This window comes from Arthrobacter sp. TJ-263 (assembly GCF_058269155.1).
The window spans coordinates 20,661-36,747 of sequence record NZ_JBZCNE010000003.1 but is presented as its reverse complement, the minus strand read 5'-3'; the positions used below and the strand labels follow the sequence as shown (position 1 = coordinate 36,747).

At 69.9% G+C, this 16,087-nt stretch carries 14 protein-coding genes and 1 tRNA gene; 9 read left to right on the top strand and 6 right to left on the bottom strand.

The window, feature by feature from the left end:
* Position 1 precedes the first annotated feature (1 nt).
* From AC4D2F_RS14305 to csrA, 4 genes are read left to right on the top strand one after another with little or no spacing between them, the layout of a single operon-like run.
* On the top strand, positions 2 to 1,102 hold the full coding sequence (locus tag AC4D2F_RS14305) for an EscU/YscU/HrcU family type III secretion system export apparatus switch protein (protein ID WP_104166904.1): 1,101 nt from the start codon (positions 2 to 4) through the stop codon (positions 1,100 to 1,102).
* A 3-nt stretch (positions 1,103 to 1,105) separates the two neighbouring features.
* A complete protein-coding gene (locus AC4D2F_RS14300) occupies positions 1,106 to 3,154 on the top strand; it encodes a flagellar biosynthesis protein FlhA (protein ID WP_104166902.1) in 2,049 nt (682 codons plus the stop codon).
* Positions 3,129 to 4,553 (top strand): hypothetical protein, encoded by a 1,425-nt coding sequence (locus tag AC4D2F_RS14295; RefSeq protein WP_490911126.1) that lies wholly within the window; start codon positions 3,129 to 3,131, stop codon positions 4,551 to 4,553. The genes AC4D2F_RS14300 and AC4D2F_RS14295 overlap by 26 nt, the downstream gene beginning before the upstream one ends.
* Before the next feature lie 4 nt (positions 4,554 to 4,557).
* Complete coding sequence (gene csrA / locus AC4D2F_RS14290) at positions 4,558 to 4,833, top strand: carbon storage regulator CsrA (RefSeq protein WP_104166898.1); 276 nt, start codon at positions 4,558 to 4,560, stop codon at positions 4,831 to 4,833.
* 252 nt (positions 4,834 to 5,085) lie between these two features.
* Here csrA and AC4D2F_RS14285 read toward each other — a convergent pair.
* Positions 5,086 to 5,161 (bottom strand) — tRNA-Thr (locus AC4D2F_RS14285).
* 217 nt (positions 5,162 to 5,378) lie between these two features.
* Between AC4D2F_RS14285 and AC4D2F_RS14280 the strand changes: the two genes are divergently transcribed.
* Positions 5,379 to 6,188 (top strand): HAD family hydrolase, encoded by an 810-nt coding sequence (locus AC4D2F_RS14280; RefSeq protein ID WP_490911125.1) that lies wholly within the window; start codon positions 5,379 to 5,381, stop codon positions 6,186 to 6,188.
* Between the two features lie 4 nt (positions 6,189 to 6,192).
* Here AC4D2F_RS14280 and AC4D2F_RS14275 read toward each other — a convergent pair whose 3' ends face one another.
* From AC4D2F_RS14275 to tmk, 3 genes are read right to left on the bottom strand one after another with little or no spacing between them, the layout of a single operon-like run.
* Positions 6,193 to 7,809 carry an alpha/beta hydrolase gene (locus tag AC4D2F_RS14275; RefSeq protein WP_490911124.1) on the bottom strand — a complete coding sequence of 539 codons (1,617 nt, stop codon included), beginning with the start codon at positions 7,807 to 7,809 and terminating at the stop codon, positions 6,193 to 6,195.
* On the bottom strand, positions 7,806 to 8,999 hold the full coding sequence (locus AC4D2F_RS14270; RefSeq protein WP_490911123.1) for a DNA polymerase III subunit delta': 1,194 nt from the start codon (positions 8,997 to 8,999) through the stop codon (positions 7,806 to 7,808). Before AC4D2F_RS14270 ends, AC4D2F_RS14275 begins: the two co-directional genes overlap by 4 nt.
* Positions 8,996 to 9,643, bottom strand: a complete 648-nt coding sequence (gene tmk, locus AC4D2F_RS14265; protein WP_490911122.1) for a dTMP kinase — start codon at positions 9,641 to 9,643, stop codon at positions 8,996 to 8,998. The genes AC4D2F_RS14270 and tmk overlap by 4 nt, the downstream gene beginning before the upstream one ends.
* A 148-nt stretch (positions 9,644 to 9,791) precedes the next feature.
* Between tmk and AC4D2F_RS14260 the strand changes: the two genes are divergently transcribed.
* The 3 genes from AC4D2F_RS14260 to AC4D2F_RS14250 all read left to right on the top strand — a co-directional run bounded on the left by AC4D2F_RS14260 (position 9,792) and on the right by AC4D2F_RS14250 (position 13,610).
* On the top strand, positions 9,792 to 11,570 hold the full coding sequence (locus AC4D2F_RS14260; protein ID WP_490911121.1) for a DUF222 domain-containing protein: 1,779 nt from the start codon (positions 9,792 to 9,794) through the stop codon (positions 11,568 to 11,570).
* A gap of 104 nt (positions 11,571 to 11,674) precedes the next feature.
* On the top strand, positions 11,675 to 12,916 hold the full coding sequence (locus AC4D2F_RS14255) for a trans-sulfuration enzyme family protein (protein ID WP_490911120.1): 1,242 nt from the start codon (positions 11,675 to 11,677) through the stop codon (positions 12,914 to 12,916).
* Positions 12,917 to 13,280: 364 nt separating this feature from the next.
* Entirely contained in the window at positions 13,281 to 13,610 is a 330-nt protein-coding gene (locus tag AC4D2F_RS14250) for a DUF2516 family protein (RefSeq protein WP_490911119.1), read from the top strand.
* Positions 13,611 to 13,616: 6 nt separating this feature from the next.
* Here the strand turns inward: AC4D2F_RS14250 and AC4D2F_RS14245 are convergent, their stop codons facing one another.
* Positions 13,617 to 14,417 carry a class I SAM-dependent methyltransferase gene (locus tag AC4D2F_RS14245; protein ID WP_490911118.1) on the bottom strand — a complete coding sequence of 267 codons (801 nt, stop codon included), beginning with the start codon at positions 14,415 to 14,417 and terminating at the stop codon, positions 13,617 to 13,619.
* Between the two features lie 170 nt (positions 14,418 to 14,587).
* Here AC4D2F_RS14245 and AC4D2F_RS14240 point away from each other — a divergent pair, with 170 nt between their 5' ends.
* Positions 14,588 to 15,334 carry a phosphoglyceromutase gene (locus AC4D2F_RS14240; RefSeq protein WP_490911117.1) on the top strand — a complete coding sequence of 249 codons (747 nt, stop codon included), beginning with the start codon at positions 14,588 to 14,590 and terminating at the stop codon, positions 15,332 to 15,334.
* 82 nt (positions 15,335 to 15,416) lie between these two features.
* On the opposite strand, the gene phoU is transcribed toward AC4D2F_RS14240, so the two are convergent.
* Positions 15,417 to 16,076 (bottom strand): phosphate signaling complex protein PhoU, encoded by a 660-nt coding sequence (phoU, locus tag AC4D2F_RS14235; RefSeq protein WP_490911116.1) that lies wholly within the window; start codon positions 16,074 to 16,076, stop codon positions 15,417 to 15,419.
* Positions 16,077 to 16,087: the final 11 nt, after the last annotated feature.

Genomic DNA, 16,087 nt, shown 5'->3' with positions numbered 1-16,087 from the left:
GATGGCGGAGGACTCCGGGGAGAAGACCGAGCAGGCCACCGACAAGCGGATGAAGGACGTCCGCTCGAAGGGCCAGCTGTCCAAGTCCGAGGACTTCACGGCGTGGATCGGCGTCGGGGCGGCCGCCCTCATGCTGCCCTCCCTCCTCTCCCGATCGGCCGACGCCGCCACCGAACAACTCGTCCGCGTGACCGACACCATTGCGAGCCCCGACCCCGCAGCCGCCCTGGACGCCCTGGCCGACGGCGGCGCCTCGCTCGCCGGGACCCTCGGCCCCTTCCTCGGTGTGCTGCTGGTCGCCGTCCTCGGGACCGCGGCGCTGCAGGGCGGGATCCACGTCAAGAAGTTCTCCGGCAAGTTCGAGCAGTTCAACGTGGTCACCGGCCTCAAGCGGATCCTGGGCGGGCAGGCCCTCTGGCAGGGCGCGAAGGCGCTCCTGAAGACCGGCGTGGTCGGCCTGGTGCTCGTCGTCGTCGTGCAGAACCTGATGCCCGTGCTCATGGCGGCCGGCGGGCTGTCGGTGGCTGCCCTCCTGAACACCGCGGGGGAGGGGACGGCGGCACTCCTGCAGGCCGCCGTCGTCGCAGGCCTCGCCCTCGCGGCGATGGACGTCCTGGTGGTGCAGCGCCGCAACCGCAAGAAGACCCGCATGACCAAGAAGGAGGTCAAGGACGAGAACAAGAACTCGGACGGCGACCCCCTCATCAAGTCCCAGCGGCGCTCACGCCAGCTCGCCATGAGCAGGAACCGCATGATCGCCGCCGTGGGCGGGGCCGACGTCGTCCTCGTCAACCCGACGCACGTCGCCGTCGCCCTGAAGTACGAACCCGGACGCTCCGCGCCGCGCGTCGTCGCGAAGGGTGCCGGGGTGATCGCCGCGAGAATCCGCGAGGAAGCGGAGAAGGAGAACGTCCCGATGGTCTCCGACATCCCGCTCGCCCGAGCGCTGCACGCCGCGTGCGAGCTCGGCCAGGAGATCCCCTTCGAGAACTACGACCAGGTGGCCCGCATCCTCGCGTTCGTCATGTCCCTGAAGACCAGGGGAGCCGCGCGCGGCGTCCACACCCTGCCCGTCCGACCCGCAACCGCCGGAGGCCTCTAGACCATGCGCTCATCCGCCCCCAAGTTCCTCGTGCCCGTCGGGGTCGTCGGCATCATCCTGCTCCTCGTGGTGCCCGTGCCCTCGGTACTGCTGGACCTGCTGATCATCGTGAACATCCTGCTCGCACTGGTGATCCTGCTCAACACGATGTTCATCCGCAAGCCGCTGGACTTCTCGGTGTTCCCGTCCCTGCTGCTCGTGGCCACGCTGTTCCGCCTGGGCCTCAACGTCGCCTCCACCCGTCTCGTCCTCGGGGAAGGCTACGCCGGGGAGGTCATCGCCGCGTTCGGGCACGTCGCGGTCGGTGGATCGATCATCATCGGAGCCGTGGTCTTCCTCATCCTCGTGGTCATCCAGTTCGTGGTGGTCACCAAGGGCGCCGAGCGCGTGGCCGAGGTGGGAGCCCGCTTCACCCTCGATGCGATGCCGGGCAAGCAGATGGCCATCGACGCCGATCTCAACGCCGGGCTGATCACGGACACGCAGGCCCGCGAGCGGCGCGCCGAGGTCTCTGCGGAGGCCGACTTCTACGGGGCCATGGACGGTGCGTCCAAGTTCGTGAAGGGTGATGCGATCGCCGGCATCATCATCATCATCATCAACCTCGTGGGCGGCATCGCGATCGGGATGCTGCAGGACGGCCTGCCCGTCTCCGAGGCGCTCACCACCTACGGCCTGCTCACCATCGGCGACGGCCTCGTCACCCAGATCCCTGCGCTGCTCATGGCCGTGTCCACCGGCATGATCGTCACGCGCTCCAACGCCGAGGCGGACATGGGTTCCACCGCGGCCCAGCAGCTCGGCCAGTCGCAGAACGCCCTGCGCATCGCGGGTGCGGCGGCGGTCGTCATGGCGCTGATCCCGGGGATGCCGAAGCTGCCCTTCATCGTGGTGGGCGCGGGCCTGATCGTCATCGCGCAGAGCATCAGGAAGTCCGAGGCCGACGCCCGGACGGCCGCCGCCGCGCTCGAGGCCGAGGCGGCCCGGCCGTCGACGGACAACACCGACGACCTGCTGGAGCAGATGCGCGTCCACTCCCTGGAGGTGCTGCTCGCGCCAGACCTGGTGGACGTCGTCACCGGGGCGCCGGACGACCTCCTCGGCCGTGTCCGCGCCCTACGGCGCAAGATCGCCCTCGAACTCGGCGTCGTGGTGCCTCCGGTGCGCACGCGGGACAGCGTGGAGCTGCCTCCGGCCACGTACGTCATCAAGATCGCCGGTGTCGAGGCGGGGCGTGGTGAAGCTCCGCGCGGCAAGGTCCTGGCCCTCGGCGACCACCTCGCGCACCTGCCGGGCACCGCCGTCGTCGAGCCGGTCTTCGGACTCGCCGGGAAGTGGGTGCCCGCCGAGCTCCGGCACAACGCGGAGCTGGCCGGCGCCACGGTGATCGACCGCGTATCCGTGCTCGTGACGCACCTGTCCTCGGTCATCACCGCGAACGCCGCGCGCCTGCTGTCCCGCGAGGATGTCCGGGTGCTGACCGACGGCGTCCGCCAGGTGAACCCATCGGCCGTCGAGGAGCTCGTCCCCGGGCTGCTGTCCCTGGCCGAGGTCCAGCGCGTCCTGCAGGGACTCCTGTCCGAGCAGGTGCCGATCAACGACCTCGCCCGCATCTACGAGGCGCTGACGCTCAAGGCCAAATCGTCCTCCGAGCCCGAGGGCCTCATCGAGGCGGCGCGGCTGGCCCTCGGGCCGGCGGTCACCCAGCAGTACCTCGACGGCACGCTGCTGCGGGTGATCATGATCGACCCCCTGCTCGAGCAGTCGATGCTCGAGGGGCTCCGGCCGTCCGATCAGGGCACACAGATCATGCTCGATCCTGCGCGGACCGACGCCGTGCTCTCCTCCGTCCGGTCGACGGTCGCCGACATCGAGACAGCCGGGAACTCCGCCGTGCTCGTGTGTGCGCCCGCGCTGCGGCCGGCCCTCAGGCGGCTCGTCGGACCGCAGGCGGCGAACCTGCCGGTGTTGTCCTATCAGGAGGTCACGAGTGCCAACGTCGCGATCGAGACAGTAGGAGTGGTCCGTGGCACCGCAGTTATTTCATCTTGAGGGTCCCTCCCTCGAGGAGCTGAAGGCGAAGGTCGCAGGGCTGTACGGTCCGCGCGCCCTCATCGTGTCCGCGGAACTCGTGACGGTCGGTGGGATCCGCGGCGTCCTCGCGCGGAAGCACTACGAGATCGTGGTCGAGGTGCCGGAGCCCGACGGCGACGGTGGTTCTCGCGAGGGCGTGGGCGACGGTTCCTCCGGTGGTGCCGGTGCCGTGCGGCGGGGCGGTGCCTCCAGTGGCCGGCCTCGCGGACGCCGGAGCGCGGTCGTGGCCCCCTCAGGCCTCGATGCTCTCCTCCAGCAGGCCGAACTCGACGAGGTCCGTATCGCGGGAGGGCCCGACGCCGACCGCGGCGGGACCCAGGAGCGCGGCAACTCGCTTCCGGCTGCGGTCTCCACGGATTCCGGTCTCTTCGCGGCACTCATGGACGAGCTGACGTTCGCGACGAACCCCGCGCCGGTAACGCCGGTATCCTCCTCGGCGCCGGTCGCGCCGGTCGCGCCGGTCGCGCCGGTTACATCCGGGACCGGGGCGGCCGGGTCGCGGCGGTCGTTCGCCGTGGGGCCGGATGCGGTGGCCGAGCACCCTCCCGGAGGATCCTCCGGGACTGGAACCGCTGAACCCCGGCGGTCGTTCGCCGTGGACCCGGACGTGGTGGCCGAGAAGCCGGACGCCGATCCGTCCCGGCCCGGGTCCGGATCCGAGTCCGGAGCCGCGTTCCTCCGGGAGGGTGCAGGCGACCCGACCGATCTGCCCGACGTCCGTGGCCAGGTCCTCCGTGCGCCCGCCGCCGCGCCGCCCGCGCCCTCGGTGCTGCGTGCACCCGGCGATCTCGTCGTCGTCATCGGAGCGCCCGCCACAGCGTGGGGGGTTGCCTCCTCGATGGCCACCGTCCTGGGCAGGGGAGCGCCCACGGCCGTCGCGGTCTCGGGACCGCCGCACTGGGTACGTCCTGAGGCCCGATCCGTCGATGACAGCCTGGAGGCGAATGCCGCTCGTGCGGCGGGGGTCGACGGCGGCCACGCCGTTTTCGTCGCGCTGTCCTCGGAGGATCCCGTGGCGGACGGTCGCGCCCTGCTCGCGCTGAGGCCCGACCAGGTATGGCTCGCCGTCGACGCCGGGCGCAAGGAGGCGGACACCGCGGCGTGGGTCGGGGCGCTACGACGCAGCATGGAGCGTGCCGGGCTCGCTCCGGCAGGGCTCGCCGTCGTCGGGTCGGCAGGCACGGCGACGCCGGAGACCGTGCAGGCGCTCGGTCTCCCCATCGGATGGCTGGAGGGGCGCCCCGCAGGGGAGGCTCCACCTGTCTCGGCCTCTGCACCGGCGTCCGCCTCTGCGCCTGCCGGGCCGCGCAGGCCGGGCGGCGGTCGACGTCGTGCGGAGCCGGCCGGGATAGAGTGACACGGTGCTTGTACTAACGCGAAAGGTCGGCGAGCAGATCCTGATCGGCGACGACATCGTCATCACCGTGCTCGATTCCCGCGGTGATGGTGTGCGCATCGGCATCGACGCTCCTCGGGGCGTCAAGATCCAGCGCGAGGAAGTGCTCCGCGCGGTCACCGAGGCGAACCTGGCGGCCGCGTCGGCCGGGGCCGACGGCGCCGATGCTTTGAAAGCCCTGCTGCAGTCCGGGGCGAAGGTCTCCGCCGACGACGCGGGCGCCGACCAGCCGAATCCCTGACGGGGGCTGCCAGAGGCCTGACCCACGCCTCCACCATGCCGCGGACCCACGGCGGCCCGGCCGATGTCGCCGCGGAACCTCCGCCGCTTGCGGTCCAACGCCACCGGTCCGAGGCCTGCCGGGGTCGGCCGGCCCGGTGACGCGTGTGCCCCGGCGCTCGCCGCACCGATGGTTCCCGGCACTCGCCGTCCTGGAGGCGGAGAAGTATCCGGACACGAAAAAGCCCTGGTTGCGGACCAACCAGGGCGATCGTGGAGCCTCCTGCCAGAGTCGAACTGGCGACCTTCTCATTACGAGTGAGACGCTCTACCGACTGAGCTAAGGAGGCAATGCTTCCTGACCGGGAACATCGTCCGGGCCGATCCACAAGGCACAACTTTATAGGAGGGGTCGGCCCGCGGTCAAAATGGTGTCCCTGCCCGGGAGTTCGCCAACAGTTCACGCGCCGTCAGCCTTGCGGACGGTGACGCGTCAGCACCCTCGGAGAGTGTGGCCAGCAGACTTGTCCCGCATCGGAGCGGGGCGGCCACCAAGGGGGATGCCGCATGACACAGGACCGTTCGTTCTCGCTCGCCGTCATCGACATGGCCGGAACCACCGTGGACGAGGGCCGACTGCAGGACGAAGCGCTGACGCGTACCCTCACCTCGCACGGGGTGCAGGAAGGCACCCGCGCTTTCGACCGGATGACGGCGTACGCCCGTCAGGAGATGGGGACGTCGAAGGAGCTCGTCTTCCGGCGCCTGTTTCCCGACGTCGCCGTCGCGGCCCAGGTCAACCGGACCTTCGAGACGGCGTACGACGACCTGCTGGCACGCCACGGAGTGGAGCCCATCCCCGGCGCCGAGGAAGCGATCCTGGAGCTGCGGAATGCCGGGCTCAGGATCTGCCTCGCCACCGGGTTCGGCCGGCACACCCAGAACATGATCCTGGAGTCCCTCGGCTGGATGGGGCTGGCGGATCTCAGCCTGTGCCCCTCGGACGCGGGACGCGGCCGCCCCTACCCCGACATCATCCTCACCGCGGTCCTCGCGCTCGACATCGAGGACGTGCGCTCCGTGCTGGCCGCGGGGGACACGACGTCGGACGTCGTCGCGGGACGGCGCGCGGGGGCGGGCGCCGTCGTCGGAGTCCTGACCGGCGCCCACCCCGAGGCCGAGCTGCGGCTCGCGGGCGCCGACGTCGTGCTGCCCTCCATGTGCCACCTGCCCCGATGGCTTGCGGCAGGGCCCGCCGTCGCCGCGCCGCTCGGTGTTCCCGCCGGCGATGCGCCGCGCCATGCGTCCGCGGCCGCTTCTCGATCCATCGACCTGCCGGGCTCGCCGGACGGCCTCGGCGTCACGCAGCGGAACTGACTCCTCAGCAGCGGACGCCGTCCTCCGGGACCGTCCCGTCGATGAAGAAATCATCGACCAGGTCCAGGATGCAGTCGTTGGAGCGGCCGTACGCGGTATGGCCCTCGCCTTCCCACGTCACATGGACGCCGGACTCCAGCTGGTCCGCCAGTGCCGTCGACCACTCGTACGGCGTCGCCGGATCGCCGGTGGTGCCGATGACGACGATCGGATCGGCGCCGGCAGCCTCCACAGGCGCGGGGCCGAGGGCCGGCGGGTACTTCCAGGGGGCGCAGGTGACGCCGCCGAACGCGAGGAACCGGCCGAAGGTCGGTGATGCCGAGACGAGTTCGTTCTCGTCGGTGCGCATCTGGAGGGGATCGCTCGTCATCGGGTAGTCGAGGCAGTTGACGGAGAGGAACGCCGCGGTCGAGTTGCCTGCATAGGTGCCGTCCGGCCCACGTTCGGCGGCGAGATCCGCGAGGTAGAGCATGGTGGACGCATCGCCGTCGAGGGCGTCGGAGACGGCCTGGGTGAGCGTGGGCCAGTTGCCGTTGTCGTACAGGGGCAGGATGAAGCCTTGGACGAAGGTGGAGATCGGCACGAGGCGGCCGTCCTCCGCCGTCATCGGTTCGCGCTCGACAGCGGCGAACAGGTCCTGGATCTGCCGGATACCGTCGTCCACCGTCCCGGTGTAGGGGCACTCCGGGCCCTGCTGGCAGTCGGCGACGTAGGCGCGCAGGGCGTTCTCGAAGCCGCGGGCCTGGCCGAGGGTGATGTTCTCGCTGCTCAGCGACGGGTCGATCGCGCCGTCGAGGACGAGGCGCCCGGCCCGCTCCGGGAACAGTTCCGCGTAGGTCGCTCCGAGCTGCGTCCCGTAGGAGAAGCCCAGGAAGTTCAGTTTCTCGTCGCTCACGAGGGCACGCAGGATGTCCATGTCCCGTGCGGCGGATTCGGTGTCCACGAAGCCCAGCAGTTCACCCGTGCGTTCGGCGCACAGGTCCGCGAACTCCTCCGCGTCCGCCGTCATGAGGTCCAGGAGCTCATCGGGGGAGGCCTCGGCCGGGTAGGTCTCCTGCCGCGCCTCGTCCTGCTCGGCGTCGGTGTAGCACTCCACGGCGCTGGACCTGTTCACCCCCCGGGGGTCGAAGCCCACGACGTCGTAGTCCTCCCGTAGGCGGTCACTCGTGACGTAGTCGAGGGAGTCCTTCACGATGTTGAAGCCCGAGCCGCCCGGTCCGCCCGGGTTGATGAGGATCGTCCCCTGCGCCTCACCCGAGGCATCGGCGCGGATCACCGCGATCTCGATGCTGTCCCGCCCTGGGTCGGTGTAGTCCAGGGGCACCTCGATCGTCGCGCACGAGAACGATCCCTCACAGCTCTCCCACCGCACGTCCTGCGTGTAGAAGGTCCGGAGGCCCTCGGCCACGTCACCGATCGCGGCGGGGTCGGCGGTCTCGAGCCCGCCCGCAGGCGGGGCGGGCCCGTCATCGGGTGCCAGCAGCATGCATCCGGAAAGCCCCAGCACGACGGCGGTGGATGCGGCGAGGAGCGCGGCGGCGCGGCCGAGAGGGCTACGGGGGCTGCTGTCGAGGATGCTGCGGGGGCCGCGGCCGGGGAGGTGGAGCGGTCCGCTGGTCATCGGTCGAGGTCCTTCCGGGACAGGAGGCTCACCGTCATCGCTTCGATCGCTAGCAGCGGCGACACGTTGGTGCTCACGAGCCGGGAACGCACTTCGTTGATGGACTCGAGCCGGAGGAGGGTGTCTTCGGGGCTCTCCCGGCGGGCGAACTCCTCGAGTTCGGGCCGCAGGGGCTCGTTGACGAGCATCTGCCCGCTGGAGACCTGGAGCATCAGCACATCCCTGTAGAAGGAGATGAGATCCGTCAGCGCGCGGTCGAAGTAGTCGTTCTTGGAACGCTTGGCCCGTCGCGTCTGATCGTCCTCCAACCGCTTGACCTGTGCGCGCATCGACGGCGGCAGGACACCCGTCTCGGGAGCGCCGAGGGTGGTGAGCAGTGCTGTCCTCTCCTCGGCGTCGCGCTGCTCGAAGGAACTCTGGGCCTCCGCCTCGGCGAGCTTCACCAGGTCCGCAGCAGCACGCATGGCACCGGCCACCGAGCGCAGTGTCAGCGGGAGCCGGACGATCTGGTTGCGGCGCCCGCGGGCGCCGTCGTCCGTGGCGAGCCTCTTCGCGATGCCGATGTGGCTCTGGGCGGCGCGGGCGGCCGCTTCCGCCGTCGCGGGATCGATCCCGTCGCGGGCGACGAGCAGATCGGCGACGTCCTGCACGGGGGGTAGGCGGAGGCCGACGGACCGGCACCGGGAGCGGATGGTGACGAGCACGTCGCCGGGACTCGGAGCGCACAGCAGCCAGATGGTCCGCGGCGGCGGTTCCTCGATGGCCTTGAGCAGCACGTTGGTGCTGCGCTCCTGCATGCGGTCGGCGTCCTCGACGATGATGATCCGCCAGCGCCCGGTCGACGGTTTGTCCTGTGCCTTGCGGACCAGTTCACGTGCCTCGTCGATGCTGATGGTCACCTTCTCGGTGGTGACGTTGGTCAGATCGGCGTGTGCCCCGGAGAGGACGGTGTGGCAGGCCTTGCATGTGCCGCAACCACGCTCGGCGAGATTCTCGCGCTCGCAGAGCAGGGCGGCGGCGAAAGCGCGGGCGGCATTGGACCGGCCGGAGCCGGGCGGGCCGGTGAAGAGCCAGGCGTGCGTCGGTGTACCGGATTCCGCGGCACGGCGCAGTTGCTCGACCACCTGTTCCTGCCCGCGGAGGTCCGCCCACACTCCGGATGCGGGGAGGCTGTGCGTCACGGCGCTCATGCCGAGACCCGGGGGAGGGCTCCGAGGATGGAGCGGTGAAGGTCCTCGGGCGTCCCCGACGCAGCCAGGACGAGGTAGCGTTCGGGTTCCGCGCGGGCGAGGTCCAGGAAGGCGGCGCGGATCCGGGCGTGGAAGTCGTCGGGTTCCGACTCGAGGCGGTCCTCGGCGGCCGCGCCGGTGGTGCGGCGGCTCCGCCCTTCGGCGGGCTCGACGTCGAGCAGGACGGTGAGGTCTGGGCGGAGCCCGTCGGTGGCCCAGAGGTTCACGTCCAGGACGGCCTGCGCACCCAGTCCGCGCCCGGCACCCTGGTAGGCGACCGAGGAGTCGATGAAACGGTCGCAGACGACGACGTCGCCGCGTTCCAGTGCGGGCACGATCACCTGCTGGACGTGGGCTGCCCGCGAGGCCGCGAACATGAGGGCTTCGGTGCGCGCGTCGATCTGGCCGTGGCCGTGGTCGAGGACGAGGGAGCGCAGCTTCTCCCCGATGGCAGTGCCCCCGGGTTCACGTGTGCGGATCACTGTGCGCCCACCGGATTCGAGGGCCGCGCAGAGCAGTGCGGCCTGCGTGGACTTGCCCGCGCCGTCGCCGCCTTCGAGCGCGATGAAGAGCCCGGGAAGCCCGTGCGGGAGGGGAAAGGTCACGCGCCCAGCCTACCGAGTGCCCGTGACATCGAGGTCACACGATCGGCGTTGCGTGCTTCGTGTGCCTTTCCAGGGATGATTCGCGAGAGTTGTCCACATCCGGAGCGACCCCCGATTATTCGAATCTCCGTACTAATACGCTGGTCCCATGGCGACAGCAGTAGCAGAGGCACGATCGACGACGGCGCAGGCCGTCGGCGGGGTGCAGTCCCACCTGGCACATATCGCCGAGCAGTTCGAGGTCGAAGCCGGTCTGGCCTCGACGGCCGATCTTGCTGCGGCACTGGGGGCTGTGGAGCACCTTGCCCGGTTGGTCGAGTACCTGCAGGTGGTGGGTGCGGCAGCGGCGGATCAGCAGGGGATCGCGAGGGTCGGGGAGACCCGGCAGGGCCTGGGCTGGAGCGGTCCTCTGGCCGTTCCCGGTGACAGCCACGAGTTCAGGGACACTGCCGAATATCTCCGTGCCCGCCTGGGTATCACGCGGCAGGAGGCGCAACGGCGGATCCGCCTCGGGAAGTCGGTGCTTCCACGACGAACGGCCACCGGTGAGCCTTGCCCCGCCATGCTCGAATCCGTCGGGGACGGGTTCAGGGCCGGTGTGATCAGTTCCTACGCCGCAACCCGTATCAGTGATGCGGTGGAACGCGTCCGGCCCTGTGCCTCGACCCTGCAACTGCAGGCCATGGAGGAGGGCCTGGCCGCACAGGCCGCGGAATCGGATGCCGATCTGTTGAACGTGGTCATCCGACGATGGGAATCCGTCCTCGATCCTGACGGGGCCGAGCCCACCGAGGAGCTGTTGAAGGCACAGCAGGGCGTGTTCCTGCGGGGCAGGCGACGCGGACTGCACCGGCTCGAGATCGCGGCGGACGACGAACAGTTCGAGTACCTCCTCACCGTCATGAACACCGCCACCAACCCGCGCACCGCGCGGGACCGCGGTGGCCCAGGAGGGGGCGAGCCCCGGGCGGAAGCCGGGAACGACTGCACCGGCGTTCCCGACCCTGACGGCAGTGGCACCGACGGCATCGGCGCTCCCGCAGGGCCGGTGCCGTCGGTGCCAGGTGGGGCGATGTCGAACGACCCGCTGCCGGCCGACTCCGCGTCGAAGTGGGAACGTCGGACCCGGCCCCAACGCCACCTCGACGGGTTGGTCGGTGCCTGCCAGGTCGCCCTCGCCACGGACACACTTCCTGCCACCGGCGGCCATCGACCGCAGGTGATGGTCACCATCGATTACCGGGCTCTCACCGAGGACCTGCGTAGCCGCGGAGTGGTCCGGCGGCGAGCACGAGGCTCGTACGGGCGTGCGGTCGATTCATCGGACGACGGGCCGGGTGGGGACTTCGGGCAGGACGGGTCGGGTGGGGACTTCGGGCGGGTCGTGCGCTCCTGGCAGGACCGGCAGTCGGCGCAGGACGGTCGTCCGAAGCGCGACACGGGACCCGCAGGCTTCAGCGACCCCTCAGGCGCTTCACGAACGCATCCCGAAGGTGGCTACAGCGTCTTCGGTGGTCCTGTCACCGCGCGGATCGTTCGCAAGATCGCGTGCGACGCGGACATCATCCCGGTCGTGCTGGGAGGGCACGGGGAGGTCCTCGACGTCGGTCGTGCCCGAAGGTTCTTCGGCGTGGCCCAGCGGCGAGCACTGGTCGCCAGGGACAGGGGGTGCGCCTTCCCCGGTTGCACTGTCCCGGCCGTCTGGTCGGAGGCACACCACATCGCACCGTGGGCCGAGGGCGGAAGAACCGACGTCTCCAATGGATGCCTCCTGTGTTCCTTCCACCACCGGCTCGTCGAGCGGGGCAACTGGAGTATTCAGATGAAGCACGGCATCCCCTGGTTCACGCCACCGCCCTACATCGACCCCGATCGCACTCCGCGGCGGAATCGGCACCGCGAGCTCACACTTGGCGGGACGCCGTGACGCCGGTCATCCAGGCGAGCGCGACGGGTGGGGGACCGCACGGGGCCGGCGATTGTGACCTCCCTCTTTTTCAGGCACGCGCTCCCCCCATTTACGCTGACCCCATGACGACATCTCGCGAGGATCTGCCGCACACCGGGCTCGCCCCGGACACCCTCACCGTCGCGGCAGGCAGACCCCCACGCGAGCACGATGCCCCGGTCAACGTGCCGATCGTGCTCTCGACGACCTACCACGAGACGCGCGCCCCCGTCCCGGGCGACCGTATCTACGCCCGTGGCTCCAACCCCACCTGGGATCCGTTCGAGGAAGCGCTCGGTGCACTCGAGGCAGCAGGCCTCCCGGCCCTCGTCTTCAGCTCCGGCCTCGGTGCGGCAGCGGCCGCTTTGTCCCTCGTCCCGACCGGGGGAGCGGTGGTGATGCCACGGCATGCCTATGCCGGGTCGATCAGTCTCGCCGCCGATCTCGCAGCACAGGGCAGGTTCGAACTGCACACCGTCGACGTCGCCGACACGGCGGGTGTCCTCGCGGAGCTTGACGCGCTCGCCGCGCGGTTCGATGAAGGTCAGGTGATGCTGTGGCTGGAGAGTCCCACCAATCCGATGCTCGAGGTCGCCGACCTGGCGGTACTGACCGACGCAGCCCATGCGACCGGCGCGATCGTCGTCGCAGACAACACGTTCAACACGCCGATCGTCCACCGCCCCCTCGAGTCCGGCGTCGACGTCGTGCTGCACTCCGTCACGAAGTGGCTGGCCGGGCATTCCGACGTCGTCCTCGGCGCGCTGGTCACCTCCGACTCGGCACTCCGTGAGCGACTGTTGGCGCACCGTACCCTGCATGGTGCTGTCGCCGGGCCCTTCGAGGTCTGGCTCGCACTGCGCGGACTGCGCACTCTCGCACTGCGCATGGAGCGGAGTCAGGCCACCGCGGCCTTCCTCGCGCACCTCCTCGGGGACCATCCTGTCGTCCGCCGCGTGCGATATCCGGGCCTTCCCGCCGATCCCGGGCACGAGCGTGCGGCCCGCCAGTTCAAAGGTTTCGGCGGGATCGTCAGTATCGAGCTCGACGACGTCGCGACGGCGGATGCCCTCGTCGCGGCCGTGCGCCTCTGGCTTCCGGCGACCTCGCTGGGCGGCGTCGAGTCACTCATCGAACGCCGTCGGCGACAGCCTGCCGAGCCGAAGACCGTCCCCGAAGCACTCGTCCGCCTGTCCGTGGGTATCGAGAACCCCGAGGATTTGTGGGCGGACCTCGATCAGGCCCTCCGGCAGGCGTCGGGCGATCAGCTTGCAAGCGCGACGGCGGGCAAGACGGGCACGCTGACGGACTGGATGACGGACTAGATGACGGACTGGATGACGGACTAGACGGCGGGCGTGCCAGCGGACGGAACGGCAGCCGCGCGAAGGGGCGGCGGGCACGCCGGCGGACGTGACGGCAGACGGGCCGGCAGACGGGCCGGCAGGCGCGCCGGCCGACAGGGCGGCGGAGGTGACGGCGTATGTGGCGGCGGACGTGCACACCGACCTGACGGCCGACGTTACGAGAGACAGGGCGGTGGACGTGAGGACGAACAGGGCGACGGACGTGCAGACGGATGCGACAGGGGGCACGACGGCGGGGCGCAGGCTCGCCGCATCCGACGTGGAAGTCCCGGCTGCGGTGTCATCCGCACCGCGTCCGAGGCAAGCCAGCTAAGCTGATTCCGTGGCCCTCGTATTTGCAATCCAGTCCTACCTGTACCTCGCCCTGGGCGTCGTGGCCCTCGGCATCGAAATGTGGGCCCTCTCGGACTGCGTGCGGCGTCCCGGCACCGCCTTCGAAGCCGCGTTCAAGCGGACCAAGGGGTTCTGGCTGGCACTCACGGGTGGCGCCGTTGTCGTCGGCCTGTTGTCCGTGCTCGGTGGCGGGAGCGGCTTCAACCTCTTCCAGCTGGTCGCCATCATCGCGGCCTGTGTGTACCTCGCCGACGTCAAGCCGGCCGTCAGCCAGACCTCGGGTCGCGGCGGCAATCAGGGCCCGTACGGTCCCTGGTAGCCGTTCCTACCCCGGAGCGACCGCGTCCCAGGCTACGGTGACCTCGCCCAGACGCCATCGCGAGGGCCCGTCCCGCAGCGGCCAGCCCGCTGCCCTCATCGCTGCGCACATCGCCATCCACCGCTGCTGGTTCCCGAAGGATGCGAGGGACGCGGCGTCGAGCCATGACCGGTCGAGCGCCTGCAGGTATCCGTGCACCCGCTCGCCCTCCACGTTCCGGTGGATCAGCGCCTTCGGCAGCCTTTCCGCGACATCGGACGGGAGCGTAAACGCACCGAACCGCAGGGAGATGCTCAGCGACTCCGGTCCCGACGGCCCGATGGCCGCCCAGGTGGAGCGGCGCCCTATCTCGTCGCACGTCCCGTCGATGAGCAGACCATCGGGAGCCAGGCGTCCTCGGACCTCGTCCCAGTAGGCCCCGTACTGGTCCTCGCCGTACTGCCGCAGCACATTGAATGCACGGACGACGACGGGACGCCGGCCGGCGAGCGGCAACTCGAAGCCTCCCTGTCGGAAGCTGAGGCCGGGGCGCGCGAGGGGTTCGGCGCTCGCCACGCGCGCCGGGTCTATCTCGATGCCGACCACCTCGACGTCGTCGCGTACGGACCGAAGGCGGGTGAACAGCTCGACGGCAGTGACGGGAGCGGCGCCGTAGCCGAGGTCGACCACGAGCGGGTCGGCAGTCCGGCGCAGCCGGGAGCCATGGGATCCGGCGAGCCAGCGATCGACGCGGCGAAGCCGGTTGGGGTTGGTGGTGCCGCGGGTGATGGTCCCCAGGGGCTTGGGGGGACGGAGACGCGAAGGCACCCATCAACACTAGGGCACAGGAGGAGTGCCGCCGTGCCGGGAGCCCCGGGCCCGTGCGCGTTCCCCCGGATTCATGCAGAGCGCCCTGCACCGTCCCGGGGTCTGCACCCCCGATCGTCACACGACGCTGCAGCATGACCGCCGCAACACGATGCGGCAGACTAGGACCCATGACCTACACACTGATCCTGCTGCGCCATGGCCAGAGCGAATGGAACGAGAAGAACCTCTTCACCGGCTGGGTGGATGTCGCCCTCACGGAGAAGGGACGCGAGGAAGCAACACGCGGCGGCCACCTCCTGACCGAAGCCGGCATCCTTCCCGACATCGTGTACACGTCCCGGCAGAAGCGCGCCATCATCACCGCCAACCTCGCCCTCGAGGCCGCTGACCGCAGCTGGATCGACGTCAAGAGGAACTGGCGGCTCAACGAACGCCACTACGGAGCGCTGCAGGGCAAGGACAAGGCCCAGACCCTCGCGGAGTACGGCGAGCAGCAGTTCATGGAATGGCGCCGGTCCTACGACACGCCGCCGCCGCCGCTCGACGACGCCAGCGAGTACTCGCAGGCCGCCGACCCCCGCTACACCGATCTCGGCGACGCCGTGCCGCGCACCGAATGCCTGAAGGACGTCCTCGAGCGCTTCCTGCCGTACTGGGAATCGGACATCACGGTGGACATCAAGGCCGGCAGGACCGTGCTCATCGCCGCCCACGGCAACTCGCTCCGGGCCCTCGTCAAGCATCTCGACGGCATCAGTGACAAGGACATCGCCTCGCTGAACATCCCCACGGGCATCCCCCTCGTGTACGAGCTCGACGAGGACCTCAAGCCCGTCAAGGCAGGCGGCACCTACCTCGACGCCGACGCCGCGGCCGCCGCGATCGAGGCCGTCGCGAACCAGGGCAAGCACTAGCGCCAGCGCCTCGACGCACGCACGAACACGACGACGGCGGCCCTTGCGGGGCCGCCGTCGTCGTGTCAGTACCGGGGAGGAGTCAGTTCAGCGGAGCGGTAGGATGCCATTCTCCCGTGACGAGGTAGGTGACCTTCCGGGCCACCGAGACGCCGTGGTCCGCGAAACGCTCGTAGTACCGGCTGGCGAGGGTGACGTCCACCGTCGTCGGTGCGCTCTCGGACCAGTCGTCGGCCGCGACAGCCTTGAAGACGCTGGCGTGCAGCTCGTTGACACGGGCATTGGCGGCACTGATCTCGTTGGTCAGATCGAGGTTGCGCGTCTCGAGGAGCTCCTTGACCTTCATTGCGATCTGCACGTCGAGTTCGGCGAGTTCGTCGAAGGTCCCGCGAATACCTTCCGGGATCACGTTCGCGGGGAAACGCAGACGGGCGAGCTGGGCCACGTGACGGGCGAGGTCACCCATCCGCTCCAGCGACGCGCTCATGCGCAGCGCACCCACGATCATGCGGAGATCGGACGCCACCGGGCCTTGAAGTGCGAGGATGTCGATGGCCCGCTCGTCGAGGGAGTTCTGCAGGAAATCGATGCGCGCATCGGCCGCGATCACTTCCTGTGCAAGCTCGGTGTCGGCGCCCTGGAAAGCACTGTTGGCCTTCTGAATGGCCTCGGTCACCAGTTGGGAGATCTCGATGAGCTCCTCGCCGATCTGATGAAGCTCGGCCTGAAAAACCTTACGCACGTAGGCGTCCT

What these genes read in the sequence shown, in the direction of transcription:
- AC4D2F_RS14305 (WP_104166904.1), top strand. Translation starts at nt 2, where the DNA reads ATGGCGGAGGACTCCGGGGAGAAGACCGAGCAGGCCACCGACAAGCGG.
- AC4D2F_RS14300 (WP_104166902.1), top strand. Translation starts at nt 1,106, where the DNA reads ATGCGCTCATCCGCCCCCAAGTTCCTCGTGCCCGTCGGGGTCGTCGGC.
- AC4D2F_RS14280 (WP_490911125.1), top strand. Translation starts at nt 5,379, where the DNA reads ATGACACAGGACCGTTCGTTCTCGCTCGCCGTCATCGACATGGCCGGA.
- AC4D2F_RS14275 (WP_490911124.1), bottom strand. Translation starts at nt 7,809, where the DNA reads ATGACCAGCGGACCGCTCCACCTCCCCGGCCGCGGCCCCCGCAGCATC.
- AC4D2F_RS14270 (WP_490911123.1), bottom strand. Translation starts at nt 8,999, where the DNA reads ATGAGCGCCGTGACGCACAGCCTCCCCGCATCCGGAGTGTGGGCGGAC.
- AC4D2F_RS14260 (WP_490911121.1), top strand. Translation starts at nt 9,792, where the DNA reads ATGGCGACAGCAGTAGCAGAGGCACGATCGACGACGGCGCAGGCCGTC.
- AC4D2F_RS14255 (WP_490911120.1), top strand. Translation starts at nt 11,675, where the DNA reads ATGACGACATCTCGCGAGGATCTGCCGCACACCGGGCTCGCCCCGGAC.
- AC4D2F_RS14240 (WP_490911117.1), top strand. Translation starts at nt 14,588, where the DNA reads ATGACCTACACACTGATCCTGCTGCGCCATGGCCAGAGCGAATGGAAC.